General features: G+C 71.3%; 22 protein-coding genes. 15 read left to right on the forward strand and 7 right to left on the reverse strand.

Annotation, left to right across the window (positions count from 1 at the left end; translation table 11 throughout):
• Positions 1-259 precede the first annotated feature (259 nt).
• Together ACFPYL_RS02730 and ACFPYL_RS02735 are read right to left on the reverse strand one after the other, a co-directional pair.
• Entirely contained in the window at positions 260-664 is a 405-nt protein-coding gene (locus ACFPYL_RS02730) for a ClpX C4-type zinc finger protein (RefSeq protein ID WP_379150078.1), read from the reverse strand.
• Positions 665-692: 28 nt separating this feature from the next.
• Complete coding sequence (locus ACFPYL_RS02735) at positions 693-1,091, reverse strand: nuclear transport factor 2 family protein (RefSeq protein WP_379150080.1); 399 nt, start codon at positions 1,089-1,091, stop codon at positions 693-695.
• A gap of 101 nt (positions 1,092-1,192) precedes the next feature.
• Between ACFPYL_RS02735 and ACFPYL_RS02740 the strand changes: the two genes are divergently transcribed.
• Together ACFPYL_RS02740 and ACFPYL_RS02745 are read left to right on the forward strand one after the other, a co-directional pair.
• Positions 1,193-1,339 carry a hypothetical protein gene (locus ACFPYL_RS02740; RefSeq protein ID WP_379150082.1) on the forward strand — a complete coding sequence of 49 codons (147 nt, stop codon included), beginning with the start codon at positions 1,193-1,195 and terminating at the stop codon, positions 1,337-1,339.
• Positions 1,336-1,515 (forward strand): hypothetical protein, encoded by a 180-nt coding sequence (locus ACFPYL_RS02745; protein ID WP_379150084.1) that lies wholly within the window; start codon positions 1,336-1,338, stop codon positions 1,513-1,515. The genes ACFPYL_RS02740 and ACFPYL_RS02745 overlap by 4 nt, the downstream gene beginning before the upstream one ends.
• Here ACFPYL_RS02745 and ACFPYL_RS02750 read toward each other — a convergent pair.
• The 3 genes from ACFPYL_RS02750 to ACFPYL_RS02760 are packed head-to-tail and all read right to left on the reverse strand — an operon-like array spanning position 1,512 to position 5,881.
• A complete protein-coding gene (locus tag ACFPYL_RS02750; RefSeq protein WP_379150086.1) occupies positions 1,512-3,845 on the reverse strand; it encodes a glycoside hydrolase family 3 protein in 2,334 nt (777 codons plus the stop codon). The two genes, ACFPYL_RS02745 and ACFPYL_RS02750, sit on opposite strands and share 4 nt — an antisense overlap.
• Positions 3,846-3,863: 18 nt before the next feature.
• The gene (locus ACFPYL_RS02755; RefSeq protein WP_379150088.1) at positions 3,864-4,646 is read right to left on the reverse strand and encodes a nucleoside hydrolase; all 783 of its coding nucleotides are present in this window, start codon (positions 4,644-4,646) and stop codon (positions 3,864-3,866) included.
• The gene (locus tag ACFPYL_RS02760; protein WP_379150090.1) at positions 4,643-5,881 is read right to left on the reverse strand and encodes a glycoside hydrolase family 1 protein; all 1,239 of its coding nucleotides are present in this window, start codon (positions 5,879-5,881) and stop codon (positions 4,643-4,645) included. Before ACFPYL_RS02760 ends, ACFPYL_RS02755 begins: the two co-directional genes overlap by 4 nt.
• Positions 5,882-5,990: 109 nt before the next feature.
• Between ACFPYL_RS02760 and ACFPYL_RS02765 the strand changes: the two genes are divergently transcribed.
• The gene (locus tag ACFPYL_RS02765; RefSeq protein ID WP_379150092.1) at positions 5,991-7,142 is read left to right on the forward strand and encodes an alpha/beta hydrolase family protein; all 1,152 of its coding nucleotides are present in this window, start codon (positions 5,991-5,993) and stop codon (positions 7,140-7,142) included.
• 83 nt (positions 7,143-7,225) lie between these two features.
• On the opposite strand, the gene ACFPYL_RS02770 is transcribed toward ACFPYL_RS02765, so the two are convergent.
• Entirely contained in the window at positions 7,226-8,257 is a 1,032-nt protein-coding gene (locus ACFPYL_RS02770) for a LacI family DNA-binding transcriptional regulator (protein WP_379150093.1), read from the reverse strand.
• Positions 8,258-8,468: 211 nt separating this feature from the next.
• Here ACFPYL_RS02770 and ACFPYL_RS02775 point away from each other — a divergent pair, with 211 nt between their 5' ends.
• From ACFPYL_RS02775 to ACFPYL_RS02830, 12 genes are all read left to right on the forward strand, one after another.
• Positions 8,469-10,004 (forward strand): sugar ABC transporter ATP-binding protein, encoded by a 1,536-nt coding sequence (locus tag ACFPYL_RS02775; RefSeq protein ID WP_379150095.1) that lies wholly within the window; start codon positions 8,469-8,471, stop codon positions 10,002-10,004.
• On the forward strand, positions 10,001-11,053 hold the full coding sequence (locus tag ACFPYL_RS02780) for an ABC transporter permease (protein ID WP_379150097.1): 1,053 nt from the start codon (positions 10,001-10,003) through the stop codon (positions 11,051-11,053). Before ACFPYL_RS02775 ends, ACFPYL_RS02780 begins: the two co-directional genes overlap by 4 nt.
• A complete protein-coding gene (locus ACFPYL_RS02785) occupies positions 11,050-12,174 on the forward strand; it encodes an ABC transporter permease (protein WP_379150099.1) in 1,125 nt (374 codons plus the stop codon). The genes ACFPYL_RS02780 and ACFPYL_RS02785 overlap by 4 nt, the downstream gene beginning before the upstream one ends.
• Positions 12,175-12,179: 5 nt before the next feature.
• Positions 12,180-13,220 carry a rhamnose ABC transporter substrate-binding protein gene (gene rhaS / locus ACFPYL_RS02790; RefSeq protein ID WP_379150101.1) on the forward strand — a complete coding sequence of 347 codons (1,041 nt, stop codon included), beginning with the start codon at positions 12,180-12,182 and terminating at the stop codon, positions 13,218-13,220.
• Between the two features lie 192 nt (positions 13,221-13,412).
• Positions 13,413-13,769: an L-rhamnose mutarotase gene (locus tag ACFPYL_RS02795; protein WP_379150102.1), complete on the forward strand. Its 357-nt coding sequence runs from the start codon at positions 13,413-13,415 to the stop codon at positions 13,767-13,769.
• Between the two features lies 1 nt (position 13,770).
• Positions 13,771-14,934: an L-rhamnose isomerase gene (rhaI, locus tag ACFPYL_RS02800; protein WP_379150104.1), complete on the forward strand. Its 1,164-nt coding sequence runs from the start codon at positions 13,771-13,773 to the stop codon at positions 14,932-14,934.
• Positions 14,935-14,938: 4 nt separating this feature from the next.
• On the forward strand, positions 14,939-16,969 hold the full coding sequence (locus ACFPYL_RS02805) for a bifunctional aldolase/short-chain dehydrogenase (RefSeq protein ID WP_379150105.1): 2,031 nt from the start codon (positions 14,939-14,941) through the stop codon (positions 16,967-16,969).
• 133 nt (positions 16,970-17,102) lie between these two features.
• Entirely contained in the window at positions 17,103-18,563 is a 1,461-nt protein-coding gene (locus tag ACFPYL_RS02810; protein ID WP_379150107.1) for a rhamnulokinase, read from the forward strand.
• 11 nt (positions 18,564-18,574) lie between these two features.
• On the forward strand, positions 18,575-19,303 hold the full coding sequence (locus tag ACFPYL_RS02815) for a (Fe-S)-binding protein (protein WP_379150108.1): 729 nt from the start codon (positions 18,575-18,577) through the stop codon (positions 19,301-19,303).
• 20 nt (positions 19,304-19,323) lie between these two features.
• Positions 19,324-20,739: a lactate utilization protein B gene (locus ACFPYL_RS02820; protein ID WP_379150110.1), complete on the forward strand. Its 1,416-nt coding sequence runs from the start codon at positions 19,324-19,326 to the stop codon at positions 20,737-20,739.
• Entirely contained in the window at positions 20,736-21,326 is a 591-nt protein-coding gene (locus tag ACFPYL_RS02825; RefSeq protein ID WP_379150112.1) for a LutC/YkgG family protein, read from the forward strand. Before ACFPYL_RS02820 ends, ACFPYL_RS02825 begins: the two co-directional genes overlap by 4 nt.
• Positions 21,327-21,356: 30 nt before the next feature.
• Positions 21,357-23,216, forward strand: a complete 1,860-nt coding sequence (locus tag ACFPYL_RS02830) for a CocE/NonD family hydrolase (protein WP_379150114.1) — start codon at positions 21,357-21,359, stop codon at positions 23,214-23,216.
• On the opposite strand, the gene ACFPYL_RS02835 is transcribed toward ACFPYL_RS02830, so the two are convergent.
• Positions 23,197-23,628, reverse strand: coding sequence for a MarR family winged helix-turn-helix transcriptional regulator (locus tag ACFPYL_RS02835; protein ID WP_379150116.1), 432 nt, complete (start codon positions 23,626-23,628; stop codon positions 23,197-23,199). The two genes, ACFPYL_RS02830 and ACFPYL_RS02835, sit on opposite strands and share 20 nt — an antisense overlap.
• Between the last annotated feature and the right edge of the window lie 17 nt (positions 23,629-23,645).

Consider the following 23,645-nt stretch of genomic DNA (forward strand, 5'->3'; position numbering starts at 1 on the left):
CAGGACACCCTGACGTTTGACAAGGTTGCCTGACGGGGGGCCGGTGGCCGGTCGGGCGACGTCACGGGGGTGCGTCGCGGCCGGCCCCGATCCGTCGCGCCAGGAGCCTGCTGATCAATCCGCGCGGCTACGCGACGACCGGTGGACCGTTGGCGTTGTCCGCCTCGGTCGACGTAGCCCGCTACGCCTTTCCCTCGGCAGCCTTGCCACCGCACGCACCGGACGCCGCTCGCGTTCGCCCGTCTTGTTCAGCAGCCTCCTACGAGGCGGTGCCGGCCTGGTGGTCGGACCCGACGGCGGCACCAGCCTCGCTCCGCGCGAACCGCTCCCACGCCGCCTGCCGGGAGATGCCGAGCGCCTTGCCGATCTCGGCCCACGACAGCTTGCGGGACCGGGCCAGCCGCACCCAGTCGAGCAGGAAGTCGTCGACCTGCGCCGCGGTCTGGGTGATCAGGACCATCTTGCCGAGGACGTCGGCGTCGGACATCGAGTCCCACGGGGGCGGACCGACGGTCCCGGTGCTGCGCACCCGGTCGACCATGGCCTTGTGGTGGTCGAGGCAGTCGCCGCACATGAAGGCACCGAGCCCGCCGACCAGCGGCTCGCCCTGCCGGCCCTGCTCACCGCAGAAGGAGCAGTACTTCTTGCTGGCATCGCGGTCCACGGCTCCATGCTCCCACGCCGGTAGCGCCTCAGCTGGGCCGCAGCACGTAGAACTCCGTGAACTCGCGGCACCTGCCCGCGTCGTCGAACCGCATCACGAAGCAGTTGTCGTAGACCTGGTGGACCGGCCCGTCGGGCGTCTTCCGGTACGTCGTCGCACCCTGGGCGACCACGACGTCCCCGTCGACGGCGACCGGCGTGTAGGACGCCTCGTAGGTGCCGGGTGCATCCCTCGTCGACGAGCCGTCCTCGCCTCCGTCGGCGACCCAGGACGCGACGACGGCATCGCGACCGACGAGCGGCTCGTCGTACGCGTGGTAGCGGTAGGCGACGTCCTCCGAGAACAGGGCGCCGATCTCGTCGGGGTCGTAGCTGAGCCACGCCCCGACGTACCGGTCGAGCCACTCCTGTGCGCTGGTGCGGTCCATGCGGGCACCGTACGCCGGTCACAGCGCGCTCAGAGGTCGATGACACCTCGCTGCTGGCCGCGCGGTCGAGGCTGGGCGCACCGATCAGGAAGGTGACGAACATGGCCATGACCGACGCGACCACCACGTCGCAGACCCAGGCGGCCGCGCAGCCGGCGCCGGAGCCCCGCGACGCCGCGACGATCCACCCGATCGCCCTCGACGGCCACACCTACGTCGTGCGGTGGCGTGGCAAGGTGGAGGGATGACCGCCGTCGAGGACCTGACCGACCGGCCGCTGGACGAGGCCACCAGCCTGGCCGAGGCAGACGGCTGGCAGGTGCGTGCCTACGAGCCGGGCGGCATGCTGACCATGGACTTCCGCGAGGACCGGATCAACCTCGAGCACGAGGACGGCGTCGTTCGGCGCGCCTGGGTCGGCTAGAGCGCCACCTCGCCGCGGATGTCACCCAGCCCGCGCGCGACCAGCAGCCGTCCGGAGGTCAGCGGGCGCCACACGCCGTCGTCCCAGGTGCGCATCGCGCGTGCGTCGATCGCGACGTCGACCGCCTGCGTGGAGCCGGAGAAGACGTCGACGGTGGTCCACCCGACCAGCCGGACCGGCTGGTCGTCCTCGGCAGGCTGGAGGTAGACCTGCACGACCTCGCGCGAGTCGCGGGCGGAGGTGTTGGTGACCTCGACGCTGACGACCGAGCCGTCCAGCGTGACCTCGCCGTACGACCACTCGCCGTAGCCCAGGCCCTCGCCGAACCAGTACGCCGGCGGAGCAGCCTTCCGCGCCGCGTAGCCCCGGTAGCCGACGAAGACGCCCTCGTCGTAGGGCAGCCGGCCGTCGGTCGGCACCACGTCCCAGGCCGGGGACTCGCCGTCGGCGGCCGGGAAGGAGGTGACCAGGCGCCCGGCGGGCTCGATGTCGCCGAGCAGGGCGGCGGCGACCGCGTGGCCGCCCTCCTGCCCGGGCAGCCCGGCCCACAGGATCGCGTCCACCTCGTCGCGCCACGGCATCAACACCGGCGTGGCGGCGTTGACGACCACGACCGTCCGACGCGCGGCGGCGGCGACGGCCGACACCAGCTCGTCCTGGCGGCCGGGCAGCGCGAGGGTGGCCTTGTCGAACGCCTCGGTCTCCTGCTCCTCGGTCAGGCCGACGACGACGACCGCGACCTCGGCGGCGGCCGCTGCGGCGACCGCAGCCGCGATCGCGTCGTCGTCGGTCGGTGGGGTCGGCTCGGCGGCCAGGCCGAAGCGGGAGAGCGCGCCGACCGTCACGTCGGCGACCAGCTCGGACGGCTCGTCGAGCACCACGTCGGTCTGCCAGCCGGGCGGTCGCAGGAAGTCGCCGCCGATGTCGTCGGACTCCGACGCGAGCTCCACGTCGTACGACGCCCCGCCGATCGTGACGGTCGCCGACCCCACGCCGAGCACGCCGACCCGCATCGCGCCGGCGGGCACGGTCGCCGAGAGCACCAACCGGGTCGCCGGCTCGGGCAGCTCCTGCTCGGGCATGCCGACCGCCACCTTCGCCTCGCCCGACACCGTGTCGGAGATGAGGGCCCCGGAGGCGCCGTACAGCTGGACCCGCATGCTGAAGTCGCCCGCACGAGCCCGGTTCCGGACGGCGACGCCGTCGACGACCCGGACGCCTGCGCCGGTCGCGGCCAGCCCGTCGGCGATGCTCACCTGGTGCGGCGCCCGGACCGACGCCGAGCCGCCGCCCATGCAGGTGGTCTCCAGCGCCAGGCGGCCGATCAGCGCGACCGAGGCTTCCCTGGCCAGCGGCAGCACGCCGTCGTTGGCCAGGACGGTCATCCCCTGGGCGGCGAGCCGCGTCAGCTGCTCACGGCGTACGTCGTCGGCCGGCTCGGGGAGGTCGGTGCGCCAGCCTCGCGGAGCGTCGAGGGCGCCGACCCGCTCGGCGAGCAGCAGCAGCCGGCGCAGGTGGTCGTCGATGACGGACTCGTCGACCTCGCCCGCCTCGACGGCGGCGACCAGCGCCGGACCCCACGGCCCCATCGGGCCCGGCATCACCAGGTCGAGCCCGCCGTTGGCGGCCGGGCCCGCGGACTTGGTCGCGAACCAGTCCGACATCAGCAGGCCGGGCCATCCCCACTCGCCCTTGAGGATCGCGTTGTTGACCGTGGACTGCTCGGTCGCGGCGGTGCCGTTGACGTCGTTGTAGGCCGCCATCAGCGTCCACGGGTCGCTGTCCTCGACGGCGATCTCGAAGGGCAGCAGGTAGAGCTCGCGCAGGGTCCGCTCGTCCACGACGCTGTCGACGGTGTGCCGCTCGGTCTCCGCCTCGTTGGCGACGAGGTGCTTCGGGCAGGCGCCGATGCCGCGCGACTGCATCCCGGTGACGTACGCCGCGGCGAGGCGGCCGGTGAGCAGCGGATCCTCGGAGTACGCCTCGAAGAGCCGTCCGCCGAGCGGGGTGCGGTGCAGGTTGACGGTGGGGCCGAGGACGACGTGGATCTGCTGCCGCTCGGCCTCCTCTGCGAGCAGCCGCCCCACCTCCTCGGCGGTCTCGGTGCGCCACGACGACGCCAGCAGGGTCGCGTTCGGGAAGAGCGCGGTGAGCGGCCCGTCGGTGAAGTGCAGCCCGCGCACGCCGGTCGGGCCGTCGGAGAACGCCATCGGCTCCAGCCCGATCTCGTCGTCGCCCCGCAGGGTGAACATCGAGGCGCCGGTCAGCAGCCGGACCTTCCGCTCGAGCGTCAACCCGGCCATCCGGTCGTTGAGACTTGCATCGTCCATGGGCTCACCTTGCCAGCGTCACGCTGAGAAGCGCTGCAGCTTGGCCAGCAGGTCGCCGACGATCAGGCGTGCGTCGACGGTGGTGAACACGCGGCGGTCCGGCGTCGGTGACGTCCAGGTGCTCGACGCGTCGTCGAGCGCCGTGACCAGGACGGGCGGGCTGTCGCCGAGCGGCCAGACCTCACCGACCTCGATGAAGTCGGGCAGCGGCAGCTCGACGAACTGCCGCCACAGGAAGGCGCCCACCTCGCCGCAGCCGCCGAGCCACCTCTCGAGCTCGGCCACCGAGACCGCGCACTGCCGGTAGGTCTCGACCGGGAACTGGTCGATCGCCAGGCCCGCTTGGGCGAACACGCCCGCCGCGGCCTCCGGGTCGGTGTTGCGGTTGTACTCCTCGACGCCGTCGGCGACCGAGCCGCCGACCCACACGAGCCGGAACCGCCCGACGACCTCCGGGGCCAGCTCGATCGCTGCGGCGACGTTGGTGAGCGGGCCGCCGCAGACCACGTACAGAGGCAGGTCGTCGTCGGCGCGCGCAGCGGAGACGATCGCCTCTGCTCCACCGGCGTGGACCGGCACGGTCAGGCCGAGCAGGTCGACGAGCTCGCGGGCGACGGCGGCGCCGTCCGCCGGGGTCGCCCGCGGCGAGGCGAACATCGGGTGCAGCCCGGTGCTCGTGATCGCGTCGACCCGGTTGGCCGGCGACAGCAGGTGGTGCGCGAGGGCGACCAGGCCGTCCGGATCGCCCGCCCAGTCGTTGTCGACGACGACCCGGCAACGGGGCCGGATCCGCGGTGTCACGCGCGGATCGACTTCACCAGCCCGGCGTACACGCCCGCGCTCGGCTTGGGCGTCCGCTCGAACGTCTCGCGGTCCACCTCGTGCAGGCCGATCTGGTGGGCGTAGCCGAAGACCCACTCGAAGTTGTCGAGCAGCGTCCAGTGGATGTAGCCGAGCACCGGGACGCCCTCGTCCATCACCGCGCGCAGGCCCGCGAGGGACGGCTCGATGAAGGCGGCGCGCAGGGTGTCGTCGGGCGTGCTGAGGCCGTGCTCGGTGACGAGGATCGGCACGCCGGTGCCGGCGTGCGCGTAGCGGACGGCGCCGGCCAGCGACAGCGGCTCGATCGCGGTGCCCATCTCGTTGACCGGCACCCCGGGGGCGGGGGCGACCGCGCCGTCCGCGTCGTACGACATCCGCTCGTAGTTCTGCACCCCGAGGAAGTCGTCGTCGCGCACCAGGTCGAGCCAGCGCTGGTAGCACTCCGCGCGCTTGCGGTCACGCACGGTCGGGTCGTCGCCGTCGACCACGTCGTCCATGATCGCGAGCGACAGCCCGACCGGGAGGTCGGGTCGGCGCGCCTTGATCGCGGCCTTGGCCGCGAGGTGGCCGGCCTCGAGGCCGTCCTCCATCGCGTCCAGCTCCTCCGGCAGCACCACGTTGGCGAGCCGGTACGCCGGCACGCCGGCCTTCTCGCTCGCGGCCTCGAGCGTCGCGCGCTCGACCTGGCGCACGAAGTCGGGGAGGTTCAGCCACGAGAGGACGTGCGGCAGGTTGGGCTCGTTGAGCGTCACGGCGTACGCGATCCGGTCGCCGAAGCGCTCCATCAGCTTGTCGCAGTAGCGCGCGAAGAGCGCCGGCGCCTCGGGGTCGAGCCAGCTGCCGCGGCACGCGAACCAGTGCGGCGCGGTGAAGTGGTTGAACGTGACGACCGGCGCCAGGCCCTGGGCGACGCACTCGTCGACCATCGCCTCGTAGCGGTCCAGCGCCGCCTCGTCCCAGGTCCCCTCGGCCGGCTCGACGCGTGCCCACTCGACCGAGAAGCGGTAGGACGTCAGGCCCATTCCGACCACGAGGCCGATGTCCTCGCGCCACCGGTTCCAGCTGTCGCAGGCCCTGCCGGACGGCTCCTGGAAGACGCTGGGCGTCACCAGCTCGGCGTACCAGGTGTCGCTGGTCGTGTTGTCGCCCTCGATCTGGTGGCCCGCGCCGGCGGCGCCCCACAGGAAGTCGGACGGGAAGGTGAGGTCGGTCATACCGACCATCGAACGGCGCGCGCGGCGATCCCGGAACCTGCCGTCGCCGATACCTCGCATCACCGCTCGCGGGTTCCGGTGCCGAGTGACGCCCGGCACAGTGGCGACCATGTTCGAGTACTTCACCGGCCCCAAGTACGTCTGGAACCTCGGCGTCTGCGCGACGCTGAACAACGGCGGTGCGATCGACGAGGTCGACCGCGCCTGCCGGCCCGCGCGCGAGGCGGCCGACGTGAACTCGGGCAGCCGCATCTTCATGCAGTCGTGGAAGGCGGTGGCCGACCAGGTCGCCGACCAGGCCCGGTCCTCCGAGGCCGCCGGGCACCTGCGTACGGCGGGCCAGCAGTGGTACCGCTCCGGGCTCTACATCTGCCAGGCCGAGCGGATGCTGTCGAACACCGACCCCGGCCGCCGCGAGTTCTACCAGCAGGCGCTGGACGCCTTCGCCAAGGTCTTCGAGATCGCCGACCCCGCGACCACCCGGGTCGAGATCCCCTTCGAGGGCACCACGCTCCCGGCGTACTTCTCCAACGCCAGCAAGGACGGCGAGCCCGTCCCGTGCGTGATCATGTGGAACGGCCTCGACTCCACCAAGGAGCACATGTACACGTCGGGGTGGGCGCAGGAGATGCGCGCCCGCGGTGTCTCGGTGCTGATGATCGACAACCCCGGGTCGGGTGAGGCGCTGCGCTTCCAGGACCTCAAGTCCCGCATCGAGTCCGAGGACTGGGCGACGGCGCAGCTCGACTGGCTCGAGACCCGCTCCGACGTCGACAGCGACCGGATCGGCCTCGTCGGCTGGTCGCTCGGCGGCTACTACGTGCCGCGCGCCGCGGCGTACGAGAAGCGGATCAAGCTCATCGCCGTCTGGGGCGCCAACCACAACTGGGGCGAGGTGCAGAAGAAGCGGCTCAAGCGCGAGGGTGAGAACCCGGTCCCGCACTACTGGGAGCACGTCCTGTGGGTGTGGGGCTTCGACGACGTCGAGAAGTTCATCGAGTACGCCGAGGGCGTCAACCTCAACGGCGTCGTCGACCAGATCACCGTCCCCTTCCTGATCGCGCACGGCGAGAACGACCGCCAGATCTCGGTCGACTACGCCCACCAGTCCTACGACCAGGCCGTCAACAGCCCGAAGCGCGAGCTGCGGATCTTCACCGTCGACGAGGGCGCCGCCGAGCACGTCGGACTCGACCACATGCCGCACATCAACGCGTACGTCGCGGACTGGGTCGAGGACACGCTGGCTGAGCTGTCGTAGGGGCCGGCTCGGCGTCGTACCTGACGCAAGGGCTCCGGATCGACCGCATTCACAGCGCTCCGGTCAGGTAGGACGAGCCACCCTCAGCCCTGCGTCGAGGCCCGGGCCACCAGCTCCGGGGTGAAGAGCACCTGCCGGTGGGTGTGCTCGGGGTTGGAGGCCTCGTCGAGCACGAGCTCGGCGGCGGTCTGGCCGAGCAGCTGGCGGGGCTGGCGCACCGAGGTGAGGGGTACGGCGGCGGCGGCCGCGAACTCGATGTCGTCGTAGCCGACGATGCTCAGCTCCTCGGGGACGCGGACGCCCGACGAGATCGCGTGCTGGAGCAGGCCGAGGGCGACCAGGTCGTTGGCGCAGAAGGCAGCCGCCGGGCGTCGGCGGGCGGGGATGCCGGCCAGGCGGGCGCCGGCCTCGCGGCCCTCGGCGACGGTCAGCGCGCTGGTCTCGATCCAGGTCAGGGCGTCGGCCGGCCGACCGGCGGCGGCCCAGGCGTCGCGGGCGCCCTGGAGCCGGTCGCGGACCTGGCCGAGGTGGGCCGGGCCGCCGACGTACGCCGCCCGCGTGTGGCCGCGGTCGACCAGGTGCTCGACGGCGAGCCGCCCGCCGAGGACGTCGTCGACGGCGACCGAGCAGAAGGACTGGTCGGAGCGGGTCCGGTCGACGACCACCACGGGCGTGCCGCGCCGGGCGACCTCGTCGAGCGCCGGTGACTCGGGGTCGACGGGGGTGACCAGCACGCCCTGCACCCGCTGCTGCTCGAGCAGCGCGAGGTGGGACTGCTCGCGCTCGGCGGAGTTGCGGCTGTTGCAGAGCACCAGCGACAGGCCCGCGGCCTCGGCCGCGGTGTCGATGCCCGCCGAGACATCGGTGAAGAACGGGTTCGCGGCGTCGAGCATCACGTAGGCCAGGGTGCGGCTGCTGCCGGCCCGGAGCTGGCGTGCCGACTCGTTGCGCACGAAGCCGAGGTCGGCCATCGCGCGCTGCACCTTCTCGCGCGTCTCCGGGCTGACCCGGTCGGGCCGGTTGAGCACGTTGGAGACCGTGCCGAGGGAGACGCCGGCGGCGGCCGCGACGTCCTTCACGGAGGCGCTGCGCGCGCCCGGCTCGCGGTGCGGCACGGGGCTCCTCCCTCCGGTCGAGGCGGCTGTGCTGAAACGATCAACGCACACCCTAGGGCTCGCCCGCCACCGCGAACAGGGTTTCGTGTCCACTCCGTTACGCGGAGATTTCCCGGAATCCCTTGACGCCTGTGATGGCAGTCACCTACGGTCTCCGGCATCGGGTTTTGAAACCTTTCAATCCTGCAACCGACGTCGCGAAGGAGCCCCCATGCCCGGCACCGCACCCGAGGGTCCCGCCCTCGAGCTGCGCGACGTGGCCAAGTCGTTCGGGTCGGTGGTCGCCCTCCGCTCCGGCAGCATCGCCGTCACCCCCGGCTCGATCCACGCCCTCGTCGGCGAGAACGGCGCCGGCAAGTCGACGTTGGTCAAGATCGTCGCCGGCGTGCACCGCCGCGACTCCGGCGTGTTCCGGCTGCACGGCGAGGACGTCGACTTCGGCTCCACCGCCGACTCCAAGGCGGCCGGCGTCGCGGTCATCTACCAGGAGCCGACGCTCTTCCCCGACCTCTCGGTCACCGAGAACATCTTCATGGGCCGCCAGCCCGTCGGCCGCGGTCGCCGCATCGACCGGGCAGCCATGTACGCCGAGGCCGAGCGGCTGTTCCAGGGCCTGGGCGTGCACATCGACCCGCGCCGCCCGGCCCGCGGCCTCTCGATCGCCGACCAGCAGATCATCGAGATCGCCAAAGCCATCTCGCTCGACGCCAGCGTGCTGATCATGGACGAGCCGACCGCCGCGCTCTCCGGCGTCGAGGTCGAGCGCCTCTTCGCCGTTGCTCGTGGGCTGCGCGACCAGGGTCGCGCCCTGGTCTTCATCTCGCACCGCTTCGACGAGGTCTTCGAGCTCTGCGACACGGTCACCGTGATGCGCGACGGCGACTACGTCTCCACCGACGCGATCGCCGCCACCTCCGTCGACGAGATCGTCTCCCGGATGGTCGGCCGCGAGGTCGCCGAGCTCTTCCCCAAGACGCCCGCCGAGATCGGCGACGTCGTCCTCGAGGTCGAGGGGCTCTCCTCCCTCGGCACCTTCCACGACGTCTCCTTCTCGGTCCGGGCCGGCGAGATCGTCGGCCTGGCCGGCCTCGTCGGTGCCGGCCGCAGCGAGATCGCTCGGGCCGTCTTCGGCGTCGACAGGTACGACGCGGGCGCGGTGCGCCTCGCCGGCAAGCCGGTCCCGGCCCGGTCGCCCCGGGCCGCCATCCGTGCCGGCATCGCGTTCGTGCCCGAGGACCGCCGCAAGCAGGGCCTCGTCACCGACGCCTCCGTCGCCCGCAACGTCGCCGCGGTCATCCGCCGCGGGCTGACCCACGCGGGAGTCCTCACCAACCGCGACGAGAACCGCGCCGCCGGCCCGTGGGCCGCACGCCTCGAGGTCAAGACCAGCGCCCTCGACATGACCGCCTCCACCATGAGCGGCGGCAACCAGCAGAAGGTCGTGCTCGCCAAGTGGCTGGCCACCGAGCCGAAGCTGCTGATCATCGACGAGCCCACCCGCGGCATCGACGTCGGCACCAAGGCCGAGGTGCACCGGCTGCTCTCCGACCTGGCCGGCCAGGGCCTCGCGATCCTGATGATCTCCTCCGAGCTGCCCGAGGTGCTCGGCATGGCCGACCGCGTCCTCGTCGTCTGCGAGGGCCGGATCACCGCCGAGCTCTCCCGCGAGGACGCCACGCCCGAGGCGGTCATGCACGCCGCGACCGCGACCACCGCCCACGCCATCGAAGAGGAGGCCACGGCATGAGCACCACCGACACGCTGCTGGTCGAGCCCAGTGCGGTCTCGCCGACCAAGCGGATCGTCGGGGAGCTGCTCCGCTCCCGGGAGATCGCGGTCGCGGTCGTCTTCGTCCTCGTCGTCGCGCTGACCACGATCAAGAGCCCGAACTTCCTCTTCAGCAGCGACGGCTGGCGCGACCTCCTCCTCACGCCGTGCCTGCTGCTGATCCTCGCGGTGGGTCAGACGGTCGTGATCATCACCCGCAACGTCGACCTCTCGGTCGGCTCGACGCTCGGCCTGACGGCGTACTTCACCGGCAAGCTGTTCAGCGACCACCCCGGCCTCCCGATCATCGCCGTGGTCGTCCTCGGGATGCTCTTCGGCGCCGTGCTCGGCCTGGTCAACGGCCTGCTGGTGGCGATCTTCAAGGTGCCGGCGCTGGTGATCACGCTCGGCACGCTCTACATCTACCGCGGCATCTTCCTCACCTGGGCCGGCAGCGACCGGATCAATGCCGGCGACATGCCCAAGGACTTCCTCGCCCTCGGCACCAAGACGATCCTCACCATCCCGGTGCTCACGATCGTCGGGCTCGTGGTGCTCGCTGCGGTCGGCTACTACCTCTACACCGCCCGCGGCGGTCGCGAGCTCTACGCGATCGGCTCCGACCCGGACGCCGCGGTGCTCTACGGCCTCCCGGTCAACCGGCGCATCATCGGGGCGTTCGTGCTCAGCGGTGCCCTCGCTGGCCTCGCCGGTGTCGTCTACACCGCCCGCTACGGGACGGTCAGCTCCAACGCCGGCCTCGGCATGGAGCTCCAGGCCGTCGGTGCCGCGGTGATCGGCGGCGTCGCGATCTTCGGCGGCTCCGGCACCGTCTGGGGTGCCGCGATCGGCGCCTTCCTCCTGGTGACGATCAACCGGGCGCTCCCCGTGGTCGGCATCTCCGACTTCTGGCAGCGCGCCGTGGTCGGCGCCCTGATCCTCGGCGCGATCGTCCTCGACCGGGTGCTCTCCGCCCGACAAGAACGACGACTCGTGGCCGCACGTGAAGAGACGAGGTCCTCACGATGAGCACCGCAACCGTGGACCGGCCGGACGCGCGGGCGACCCGCACCTACCCGGCGTACTCGAGGCCGCTGTGGCGCCGGGTGCTGCTGACCCGCGAGTTCGCGGTGATCGCGCTGCTCGCGATCGTCTACTTCTACTCCAACGCCAACGTGCCAGCGTTCGACGGCCCGCTGACGCTCTACTACCTCTTCCTCGACATCGCGCCGATCCTGCTGATCGCGCTGCCGATGACGCTGGTGATCATCACGGGCGAGATCGACCTGTCGGTGGCGAGCGTGATGGGCCTGTCGAGCGCGCTGATCGGGGTTCTCGCGGACGCCGGCTGGTCGATCCCGACGGCCGCCCTGGTGGCGATCGTGGTGGGTGCGCTCTGCGGCGCCTTCAACGGATTTCTGGTCGCGTACGTCGGGCTCCCGTCCCTGGCCGTCACGATCGGCACGCTCGCGCTCTACCGCGGCATCGCGCAGGGCCTGCTCGGCACCAAGGCGATCACCGAGTTCCCGGAGAAGTGGACCGACCTCGCCAAGGACCGGATCTTCGGTGACGGCTCGTCGTACCCGACGATCCTGATCCCGTTCGTGGTCCTGCTCGTCCTCTTCGTCTGGATGCTGCACTTCTCGACCTTCGGTCGCGGCGTCTTCGAGATCGGGCTCAACGACGAGGCCGCCCACTTCAGCGGCGTCGACGTCGAGCGCACCAAGTTCCTGCTCTTCGTCATGGCCGGTGCGGTCTCGGCGTTCGCGGGCCTCTACTTCACGCTCCGCTTCGGCAGCGCCCGCGGCGACAACGCGAACGGGCTGGAGCTCCAGGTGATCGCGGCCGTGCTGCTCGGCGGGGTCTCGATCTTCGGTGGCCGCGGCGCCCTGCACGGCGTCGTCGCCGGTGTCGTCCTCATCGGCGTCATCTCCAGCGCCATGCGCCTCCAGGGCGAGACGGTCAACAAGATCAACATCGTCATCGGGGTGCTGCTGGTGCTCTCGGTGATCTCCACGACGCTGCTCGGCTGGGCGCAGGGCTTCCTGTCCCGCCGTCGCCGGAGCAGCACCCCCATCTCGGGATCGAGCTCGGAAGACGGTCAGCGCCGACAGGCGGCCGCTGCCACTGAAAGCACCAACGAAAGGTGAGCACCATGAAGGTCCGGAACCGGCGGCTTTCCGCCCTGGCAGCGGTGACGCTCGTCGCCAGCCTGGCGCTGACCGCCTGCGGCAGCGACAGCGACGGCGGCAGTGACGGCGCGAGCGGCGGCGGCGGCGGTGGCGACACCACCGTGACGTTCCTGCCGAAGAACCTCGGCAACCCCTACTTCGACACCAGCAGCAAGGGTGGCAAGGCGGCCGTCGACGAGTTCGGTGGCACCTTCGACGAGGTCGGCCCCGACACCGCGTCGCCCGACGCGCAGGTCCAGTTCATCAACACCGCCGCGCAGCAGGGCGTCAACGCCCTCGTCGTGTCGGCCAACGACCCCGAGGCCATCTGCGACGCGCTCAACGAGGCCAGCGACGCCGGCACGAAGATCGTCACGTTCGACTCGGACACCAACCCCGACTGCCGCGACCTCTTCATCAACCAGGCCACCGCCGAGGGCATCGCCAAGGCGCAGGTCGACCTGATCGCCGAGCAGATCGGTGACGCCGGCGAGGTCGCGATCCTCTCCGCCGCCGCCAACGCGACGAACCAGAACGCGTGGATCGACCTGATGACCAAGGACATCACGGACAACCACCCGAACATCAAGCTCGTCGACACCGTCTACGGCGACGACGACGACCAGACGTCCTTCGACAAGACCGCGGCGCTGCTCCAGTCCCACCCGGACCTCAAGGGCATCATCTCGCCGACCACCGTCGGCATCGCCGCCGCGGCCCGCTACCTGTCGACCTCGGAGTACAAGGGCAAGGTCGCGCTGACCGGCCTCGGCACCCCGAACCAGATGCGTGAGTACGTCAAGGACGGCACCGTCACCGCGTTCGCCCTGTGGAACCCCGAGGACCTCGGCTACCTCGCGGCGTACGCCGCCAAGGCGCTCGTCGACGGCGACATCAAGGGCGACGAGGGCGACACCTTCGAGGCCGGCAAGCTCGGCGAGTTCACCGTCGACAAGGACGCGACCGTGCTGCTGGGCGACCCGTACACGTTCAACGCCGACAACATCGACGACTTTGACTTTTAGCGGCCATCTCCCGGGGCTCCGCCCAGGGAGATGACCAGCCGCAAGGTCGAGTAGTCGCGCGAGTGAGCTTGCGAGCTCGCGACCGGCGTATCGAGACCCCCGCAGCCAACGCACCTGTCGGGTGCGGGGGTCTCGACAAGCTCGGCCACCGAAGCCCCAGATCCACCAAGCCCCTTCCTGAAAGGTGTGGCGATGCCGCGCGTCTGCTTCCAGCTCCAGGTCAAGCGTGACCGGATCGAGGAGTACAAGACCCGGCACGCCGCCGTCTGGCCGGAGATGGTCCGGGCGCTGTACGACACGGGGTGGCACAACTACTCGCTCTTCCTCCGGCCGGACGGCCTGCTGATCGGCTACTTCGAGACCCCGGTCTCGGTGGCCGATGCGCAGGCCGGCATGGCCGGCACCGAGGTCAACGCCCGCTGGCAGGCCGAGATGGCGGAGTTCTTCGAGGAGCTCGAAGGCCTCGCCCCCGACGAGGGCTTCCTGCAGCTCGAGGAGGTCTTCCACCTCGAGGACCAGCTCCCTCCCGACGTACAAGAAGTGATGTGAGATGACGACCTTCAGCGAGATCGCGCCGCTCCTCGCGAGCCAGGCGATCGAGGTGCCCTCGTGGGCCTACGGCAACTCCGGCACGCGGTTCAAGGTGTTCGGGACCGCCGGCACCCCGCGCACCGTGCAGGAGAAGATCGCCGACGCGGCGACGGTGCACCGGTTCACCGGCCTGGCGCCGACCGTCTCCCTGCACATCCCGTGGGACCTGGTCGACGACTTCGCCGCCCTGCGCTCGTACGCCGAGGACCTCGGCGTCGCGCTCGGCACGATCAACTCCAACACCTTCCAGGACGACGACTACAAGCTCGGCGCCCTGACGCACACCGACAAGGCCGTGCGCCAGAAGGCGATCGACCACCACCTCGCGTGCATCGACGTCATGGACGCCACCGGCTCCCGCGACCTGAAGATCTGGCTGGCCGAGGGCACCAACTACCCGGGCCAGGGTGACCTCCGCGGCCGCCAGGACCGGCTCGCCGAGAGCCTCGCGACGATCTACGAGCGGATCGGCCAGGAGCAGCGCCTGGTGCTCGAGTACAAGTTCTTCGAGCCGGCGTTCTACCACACCGACGTCCCGGACTGGGGTACGTCGTACGCCCACGTGAGCGCGCTCGGCGAGCGTGCCTTCGTCTGCCTCGACACCGGCCACCACGCGCCGGGCACCAACATCGAGTTCATCGTCGCGCAGCTGATCCGCCTCGGGAAGCTCGGCTCCTTCGACTTCAACAGCCGCTTCTACGCCGACGACGACCTGATCGTCGGGGCGGCCGATCCCTACCAGCTCTTCCGGATCCTCTTCGAGTGCATCCGGGGCGGAGCGTTCGGCCCCGACAGCGACGTGGCCTACATGCTCGACCAGTGCCACAACATCGAGGACAAGATCCCGGGCCAGATCCGGTCGGTCCTCAACGTCCAGGAGATGACGGCGCGTGCGCTGCTCGTGGACCGCGACGCACTCACGAAGGCGCAGGAGGACGGCGACGTCCTGCTGGCCAACGAGATCTTCATGGACGCCTTCTACACCGACGTCCGCGCCGACCTCGCCGCCTGGCGCGAGGGCCGGGGGCTGCCCGCCAACCCGATGCGGGCCTACCTCGAGAGCGGCTACCAGCAGCAGATCGAAGCGGACCGCGTCGGCGGCACGCAGGCAGGATGGAACTGAGCACATGAGTACCGCGCAGGAGCTGGTCACCCGGTCCAACCGACTGGGAGCGGACCCCAAGAACACCAACTACGCCGGCGGCAACACCTCGGCCAAGGGCACGGAGACCGACCCGGTCACCGGTGACCCGGTCGAGCTGCTGTGGGTCAAGGGCTCCGGCGGCGACCTCGGCACCCTGACCGAGGGTGGTCTGGCGGTCCTCCGGCTCGACCGGATGCGCGCCCTGGTCGACGTCTACCCCGGTATCGACCGCGAGGACGAGATGGTCGCGGCGTTCGACTACTGCCTCCACGGCAAGGGCGGGGCCGCTCCCTCCATCGACACCGCGATGCACGGCCTGGTCGACGCCGCGCACGTCGACCACCTGCACCCCGACAGCGGCATCGCGATCGCGACCGCCGCCGACGGTGAGTCGCTGACCAAGGAGATCTACGGCGACAAGGTCGTGTGGGTCCCGTGGCGCCGGCCCGGCTTCCAGCTCGGCCTCGACATCGCCGAGATCAAGGCCCAGAACCCGAAGGCGATCGGCTGCATCCTCGGTGGCCACGGCATCACGGCATGGGGCGACACCAGCGAGAAGTGCGAGAAGAACTCGCTCTGGATCATCCGGACCGCCGAGAAGTACATCAAGGCGAACTCGAAGAAGCTGCCGTTCGGTGCCCGGGTGAAGAAGTACGAGCCGCTCAGCCCGGCCAAGCGGCGCGCCCGCGCCGCCGAGCTCGCACCCACGCTGCGCGGGGTCGCCTCGGCTGACCGGCCGATGGTCGGCCACTTCACCGACGACAAGGTCGTCCTCGACTTCCTCGCCAGCCGCAACCACCCGCGTCTCGCCGAGCTCGGTACGTCGTGCCCGGACCACTTCCTGCGCACCAAGGTCAAGCCGATGGTGCTCGACCTGCCGGCCGACGCCCCGATCGAGAAGGTCAAGGCGCGCGTCGCCGAGCTGCACGAGGCCTACCGGGCCGACTACGCCGGCTACTACGACCGCAACAAGACCAAGGACAGCCCGGCGATGCGCGGCGCCGACCCGCTGATCGTCCTGGTGCCCGGCGTCGGCATGTTCTCGTACGGCGCCAACAAGCAGACCGCCCGCGTGGCCGGCGAGTTCTACATCAACGCGATCAACGTGATGCGCGGCGCCGAGGGCCTCTCGACGTACGCCCCGATCGACGAGTCGGAGAAGTTCCGCATCGAGTACTGGGCTCTCGAGGAGGCCAAGCTCCGGCGGATGCCGATGCCGAAGCCGCTCGCCACCCGCGTCGCCCTCGTGACCGGCGCCGCCTCCGGCATCGGCAAGGCGACCGCGGAGAAGCTGGCCGCCGAGGGCGCCTGCGTCGTCATCGCGGACCTCTCGCTGGAGAAGGCCCAGGCGGCCGCTGCCGAGCTGGGCTCGACGGACGTCGCCGTCGGCGTCCAGGTCGACGTCTCGGACGCCGGCGCCGTGCAGGCCATGGTCGACGCGGCCGTGCTCGCCTTCGGCGGTGTCGACCTGGTCGTCAACAACGCCGGCCTCTCGCTCTCGCGCTCGCTCCTCGACACCACCGAGAAGGACTGGGACCTCCAGCACGACGTGATGGCCAAGGGCTCGTTCCTGGTCTCGCAGGCCACCGCGAAGGTGATGATCGACCAGGGGATGGGCGGCGACATCGTCTACATCTCCTCGAAGAACTCGATCTTCGCCGGCCCCAACAACGTCGCGTACGGCGCCGCGAAGGCCGACCAGGCCCACCAGGTGCGGCTGCTCGCCGCCGAGCTCGGCGAGCACGGCATCAAGGTCAACGGCGTGAACCCCGACGGCGTCGTCCAGGGCTCCGGCATCTTCGCCAGCGGGTGGGGCGCCAACCGCGCCGCGGTCTACGGCGTGGAGGAGCAGGACCTCGGCAAGTTCTACGCGCAGCGCACCATCCTCAAGCGCGAGGTGCTGCCGTCCAACATCGCCAACGCAGTCTTCGTCCTCTGCACGGCCGAGCTCAGCCACACCACCGGCCTGCACATCCCCGTCGACGCGGGCGTGGCGGCGGCGTTCCTTCGATGACGATGTCTGCGCAGATGGTGGTTTCGAGGCTCAGGCCTGGCGGCCTTCACGCCTCGACCACCGTCCCGGTGGTTGAGGTGCGAGGAGCGCTGGCGACGAGCCTCGAAACCACCGACACCGAGGTCGGCCCGTCGTGAGTGAACCGGTCCGCGTCGCAGCCGTCGACCTGGGTGCCACCAGTGGCCGCGTGATGGCCTGCCGCGTCGGCGCCCGCACCCTCCACCTCGAGGAGCTGCACCGCTTCGGCAACGGCGCGGTGCCGGTGCGCGGATCGCTCTACTGGGACGTGCTCGGCATCCACCGCGAGGTGCTCGTCGGCGTCCGTGAGGTGGCCCGCACCGGCGCGCTGCATGGGATCGGCATCGACTCGTGGGCCGTCGACTACGGCCTGCTCGACCGCGACGGACAGCTGCTCGGCAACCCGCGCAGCCACCGGGACAGCCGCACCGACGGCGTACCCACCGAGGTGCGGAAGACCGTCTCCGACGCCGAGCTGTACGACGTCACCGGGCTCCAGCAGCTGTCGTTCAACACCGTCTACCAGCTCGCGTCCGAGCTGGGGACGCCGACGCTGGAGTCGGCGGAGCGGCTGCTGCTCCTGCCCGACCTGCTGACCTACTGGCTGACCGGCGAGGTGGGTGCCGAGCGCACCAACGCCTCGACGACCGGTCTCTACGACGTGCGGACGCGGGAGTGGTCACTCGACCTGGCCAAGCGGATCGGCCTGCCCTGGTCGATCCTGCCCCCGCTGCGCGAGCCGGGCACTGTGGTGGGTCCGGTGGTGGACGAGGTGGCGGAGTACGTCGGCGCTGCCGGCGTACCCGTCATCTCGGTCGGCTCCCACGACACGGCTTCGGCGGTCGTCGGCGTGCCCGCCGAGGAGGGCAGCTTCGCCTACATCTCCTCCGGCACCTGGTCGCTGGTCGGCCTGGAGCTCGACGGCCCGGTGCTGTCGGCGGAGGCGCGCGAGGCCGACTTCACCAACGAGTCCGGCGTCGACGGCACCATCCGCTTCCTCAAGAACGTGATGGGCCTGTGGGTGCTCTCCGAGTCGGTGCGCACCTGGGCCGACAAGCGGCTGAGCGACGTCACGCTGCCCGCCCTGCTCGCCGGGGCCGAGACCGCGCCGGCGCTGCGCACCGTCGTCGACATCAACCACCCGCGCCTCCTGACCCCAGGAGACATGCCGACCCGGATCCAGGAGCTGGCCCGCGAGGCCGGCGAGCCGATCCCGCGCACGCCGGTCGCGATCACCCGGACGCTCCTGGACAGCCTGGCCCTGGCCTACCGCCGCAACATCCGGCTCGCGGCGACGCTGGCCGGTCGCGACGTCGACGTCGTGCACCTCGTCGGCGGCGGCTCCCAGAACGCGCTGCTCTGTCAGCTCACCGCTGACGCCCTCGGCGTCCCGGTGCTGGCCGGGCCGGCCGAGGCGGCCGCGCTGGGCAACGGCCTGGTGCAGGCGAGGGCGCTGGGTGCGGACCTGCCGGACCTCGCCGCGATGCGCGCGCTGATCCGCCGCACCCACGACGTACGCCGCTACGAGCCCCGCGTCGGGCTCGACTGGGATGCGGCCGCATCCCGTCTGGGGTGAGGATGGGCAGCATGCGGGTCGCGTTGATGGTCACGTGCATCAACGACACGCTCTACCCCGACACGGGCAAGGCGGTGGTGACGTTGCTGCGCCGCCTCGGCGTCGACGTGGAGTTCCCGGCCGGCCAGACCTGCTGCGCGCAGCCGATGGTCAACACCGGCTACCTCGATGAGGCGGTGCCCGTCGTCCGCAACTTCGTCGACACCTTCACCGGGTACGACGCGGTCGTCACGCCGTCCGGGTCGTGCGCCGGCTGCGCCAGGCACCAGCACTCGATCGTCGCGAGGCGGTCGGGTGACGCCGCCCTCGCGGACGCCGTGGCCGAGACGTCGCCCAAGGTCTACGAGCTGTCCGAGTTCCTGGTCGACGTGCTCGGCGTGACCGACGTGGGCGCCTACTACCCGCACACCGTGACCTACCACCCCACCTGCCACTCCCTGCGGATGCTCGGTGTGGGGGACCGGCCGATGCGACTGCTCGAGCAGGTCCGCGGACTGACCCTGCTGGAGCTGCCGGCCGCCGACCAGTGCTGCGGCTTCGGTGGCACCTTCGCGGTGAAGAACGCCGACACCTCGGTCGCCATGGGCACCGACAAGGTCCGCCACGTGCGCGACACCGGCGCCGAGGTGCTCGTCGCCGGTGACAACTCCTGCCTGACCCACATCGGCGGCCTGATGACGCGGGAGAAGTCCGGCGTACGCACCGTGCACCTGGCCGAGATCCTGGCGGCGACCGAATGAGTGGGAGCACGTTCGTCGGCATGCCGGCCTTCCCCAAGGCGGCGCACGAGGCTCTCGGCAACGCCCAGCTGCGCCACAACCTGGCTCATGCCACCGGCACGATCCGCGCCAAGCGCCTCCGGCTCGTGGACGAGGTGAACGCCAACTCCTCGTGGGAGGAGCTGCGACTGGCCGGAGCCGGGGTCAAGGAGTCGGCGCTGGTCGACCTGGCCACCCACCTCGAGCGGCTCGAGGAGTCGCTGACCGCCAACGGCGCAACCGTGCACTGGGCCAACGACGCCGCCGAGGCGAACGCGATCGTCGCCTCCATCGCCCAGGCGCACGCCGTCGACGAGGTCGTCAAGGTCAAGTCGATGGTCACCCAGGAGATCAACCTCAACGAGGCGCTCGAGGCCGAGGGCATCGCCGCCTGGGAGACCGACCTCGCCGAGCTGATCGTCCAGCTGGGGGAGGACCTGCCGTCGCACATCCTGGTGCCGGCGATCCACCGCAACCGCTCGGAGATCCGCGAGATCTTCCTGGCCAAGATGGCGGGTGCGGGCCGGCCCGCACCCGCAGACCTGACCGACGAGCCGGCCGTGCTCGCCGCGGCCGCGCGGGCCCACCTGCGCGAGAAGTTCCTGCGTGCGAAGGTCGGCGTCTCCGGTGCCAACTTCGCCGTCGCCGAGACCGGGACGCTGGTCGTCGTGGAGTCCGAGGGCAACGGCCGGATGTGCCTGACCCTGCCCGAGGTGCTGATCTCGGTGGTCGGCATCGAGAAGGTCGTGCCGACGTGGGAGGGCCTGGATCCCTTGCTGCGCCTGCTTCCTCGCTCCTCGACGGGCGAGCGGATGAACCCCTACACCTCGACCTGGTCGGGCATCACGCCCGGCGACGGGCCGCAGGAGGTGCACGTCGTGCTCCTCGACAACGGTCGCACCAACGCGCTCGCCGACGAGGTCGGCCGCCAGGCGCTGCGCTGCATCCGCTGCTCGGCCTGCCTCAACGTCTGCCCGGTCTACGAGCGCACCGGCGGGCACGCCTACGGGTCGGTCTACCCGGGTCCGATCGGCGCGATCCTCAACCCGCTCCTCAAGGGCGCCGGCCATGACGAGCAGACGGACTCGCTGCCGTACGCCTCCTCGCTCTGCGGCGCCTGCTTCGAGGCCTGCCCGGTCCGCATCGACATCCCGTCGGTGCTCGTCGACCTGCGCGCCCAGGTCGTCGACGCCCACCGCGGCGGCGCGCCCAAGCTCGAGGCGGTCGCCTTCAAGGCCTCGGCGGTCGCCCTGTCCGACTCCCGCAAGCTGGCGTTCGGTGAGCGCTTCACCCGCCTCGGGCTCCGCATCGCCCGCCGGTTCGGAGCGTCGAAGTGGACCTCGGCCCGCGACCTGCCGCCCGCCCCCGCCGAGTCCTTCCGGACCTGGTGGCAGCGCACCGACGGGGGCCGTCGGTGAGCGCCCGCGACGACATCCTCGGCCGGGTGCGCGCCGCGCTGAGCGGCGTCGAGCCCGGGTACGCCGTGCCGCCCGCGCCCCGGATCGCCCCGCTGACCGACGTCGTCGGTCACTTCGTCGAGCGGGTCGAGGACTACAAGGCGGTCGTCGAGCGGTGCACCCGGGCCGAGCTGGCCGACCGGGTGGCGGCGGCGCTGCCCGACGGCGCGCGGGTCGTGGTCCCGACCGGGCTGTCCGTCGACGTGCCGCACGGGGAGCAGGACACGGGGTTCACCGCCCACGAGCTCGACGGCTTCGACGTCGTCGTCACCGAGGCCCGGGTCGGCATCGCGGAGACCGGCACGATCATCCTTGACCACGGTGACGGCCAGGGTCGTCGCGCGATCTCGCTGGTCCCCGACCTGCACGTCTGCATCGTGCGCGCCGACCAGGTCGTGCCTGACGTGCCCGACGCGCTGCCGCTGCTCGACCCCGCCCGCGCGCACACCTGGATCAGCGGGCCGTCGGCGACCAGCGACATCGAGCTCGACCGCGTGGAGGGCGTCCACGGGCCGAGGACGCTGCACGTGCTGGTCGTCGGACCGTAACCCGGTGTTACAGGTTCTCGTTCTGCCTGTGTGAACCGGATCCTGGCCGCCCTGCTCGCCCCCCTCCTCGTCGGCGCCGTGCTGGCGTCGCCGATCGCGCCGGCGACCGCGGCGGCCCCGGCCGCTCGCGCCGCCGACTGGAAGGCGCGGCCGGCGGTCTACCCCGGCACCGTGACCCAGAGCGACCTCGCGATCCCGATGTCCGACGGCACCGTGCTCCGCGGCGACCTCGTGCTCCCGGCGAAGGCCGACGGCACCGCGGTCGACAAGCGGTTCCCGGTCATCGTCACGATCACGGCCTACAACAAGTCGTCGGGGAGCTTCAGCGGTGGCCTCACCGGCTCGGCGCCGGACTACCTGGTGCAGCGCGGCTACGCCCACCTGACCGTCGACGCCCGCGGCACCGGCAGCTCGGAGGGCGTGTGGGGCGCGTTCAGCCGACGTGAGGACAAGGACGCCGGCGAGGTCGTCGAGTGGGCTCACTCGCGCAAGCGCCCGTGGAGCAACGGCCGGATCGGCATGAACGGGCCGTCGTACCTCGGCATGAGCCAGATCTTCGCCGCGGGCGCCCGTCCGGCCGGTCTCAAGGCGATCTTCCCGCAGGTGCCTGCCGCCGACGTCTACCGCGACGTGGTCGCGTCCGGCGGCCAGGTCGACGTCGGGTTCATCCCGTTGTGGCTCGGTCTCGTCACCGGCACCGGCGTCATCCCGCCGGCCGTCACGGCGACCGACCCGCAGTCCGGCCTGACGGCCCTCGCCGACCACCTCTCCGCGGTCGGCACCTTCACGCTGCCGCTGCTCCTGGACGCCGTGGCCGGCGGCGACTCGGCGTACGACGGGAAGTTCTACCGCGACCGCTCACCCGGCCGCGTCATCAACCGCGTCAACGTGCCGACCTTCCTGGTCGGCGGCGAGTTCGACATCTTCCAGCGCGGTACGCCGCTGCTGTTCGAGAACCTCCAGGGCCGGGGCGTCCCGACCAAGATGATCATCGGCCCGTGGGACCACCTCGAGGGCTCGTCCGCCGCCGACATCGACAAGGCCGGCTATGGCACGCTGAACGAGCTCCAGCTGCGGTGGTTCGACCGCTACGTGCGGGGCGTCAAGGACAAGACCCTCGACACCGACATCCCGCCGATCACCTACTACGAGCAGGGCAGCGGGCACTGGACGAAGGCCCAGCACTGGATGGGCAAGCAGCACGCCGAGAGCTTCCGGCTGACCGGCTCGGCCGCCGCGGGCGGCGGCATCGGCAAGCTGACCCAGGGTCCCGTCGTGGCCGGCAAGGCGTACGTCCCGCCGGTGCCGGTCTCCGGTCTCTGCACCCGCTCGACGAACCAGTGGACCGCGGGCCTGCCGGAGGCGGCGCTCGCCGACCTGCCGTGCTTCACCGACAACGCGCCCAACGACAAGACGGGCGTGGTCTTCCAGACCGACCCGCTGACGAAGGCGCTGCGCCTGCGCGGACCGATCAACGCGCGGCTCTTCACCTCCAGCGTCAGTGGCGACGGAATGCTCTCGGTCTCGGTGTCCGACGTGGCGCCGGACGGCACCGTCAGCCGGCTGACCGGCGGGTGGCAGGTCGTCTCCCAGCGCGCGCTGGACCGCTCGCGCACGCGGTTCCTCGACGGCGAGGTGCTCCAGCCGTTCCACCCGTTCACGAAGGCGTCGAAGAAGCCGCTCGCCAGCGGCCAGGTCGCGCCGGTCGACGTGGAGGTCTTCCCGACCGCCGCGAAGATCGCGAAGGGCCACCGGCTCCGGATCGCGATCCAGTCCTTCGACGTCCCGCACCTGCTCCCGACGGTGCCCGACCTGCCGAGCACGCTGACCGGGCTGACCATCCACAACTCGGCGGCCCACCCGTCGGTCCTCACGATCCCGGGGCTGTGAGCCGGGTCAGGATCGACAGCAGCCGCTGACGGTCGCGCGCCGGCAGGGCCTGCACGAGGTGACGTCGTACGGCGTCCGCGTGCACCGGCCGGGCGCGGGCGGCCGCGGCGCGGCCCATCGTCGTCAGCCGGACCTCGACGCCGCCCGGCACCTCGGTCCGGTTGACGAGTCCACGCTCCGCCATCCGTCTCAGGTGATGCGACAACCTGCTGCGGTGCCACCCGGTCGCCGCCGCCAGGTCGCTCTGGCGCAGGCGCGCGCCGTTCGCATCCTGTAGACGTGTCAACACGGTGACGTCGGGTTCCGAGAGCCCGGTCGCGGCGGCGACGTCGGCGCTCACCTGCGACAACGCCTCGGAGGCCGCCAGCCAGGCGTCCCAGAGCTCGGCGTCGGCATCGGTCAGCGGCTCCACGGGCCCAGCCTACGGCC

This window comes from Nocardioides hankookensis (genome assembly GCF_042658885.1).
Taxonomy (GTDB): Bacteria; Actinomycetota; Actinomycetes; order Propionibacteriales; family Nocardioidaceae; genus Nocardioides; species Nocardioides hankookensis.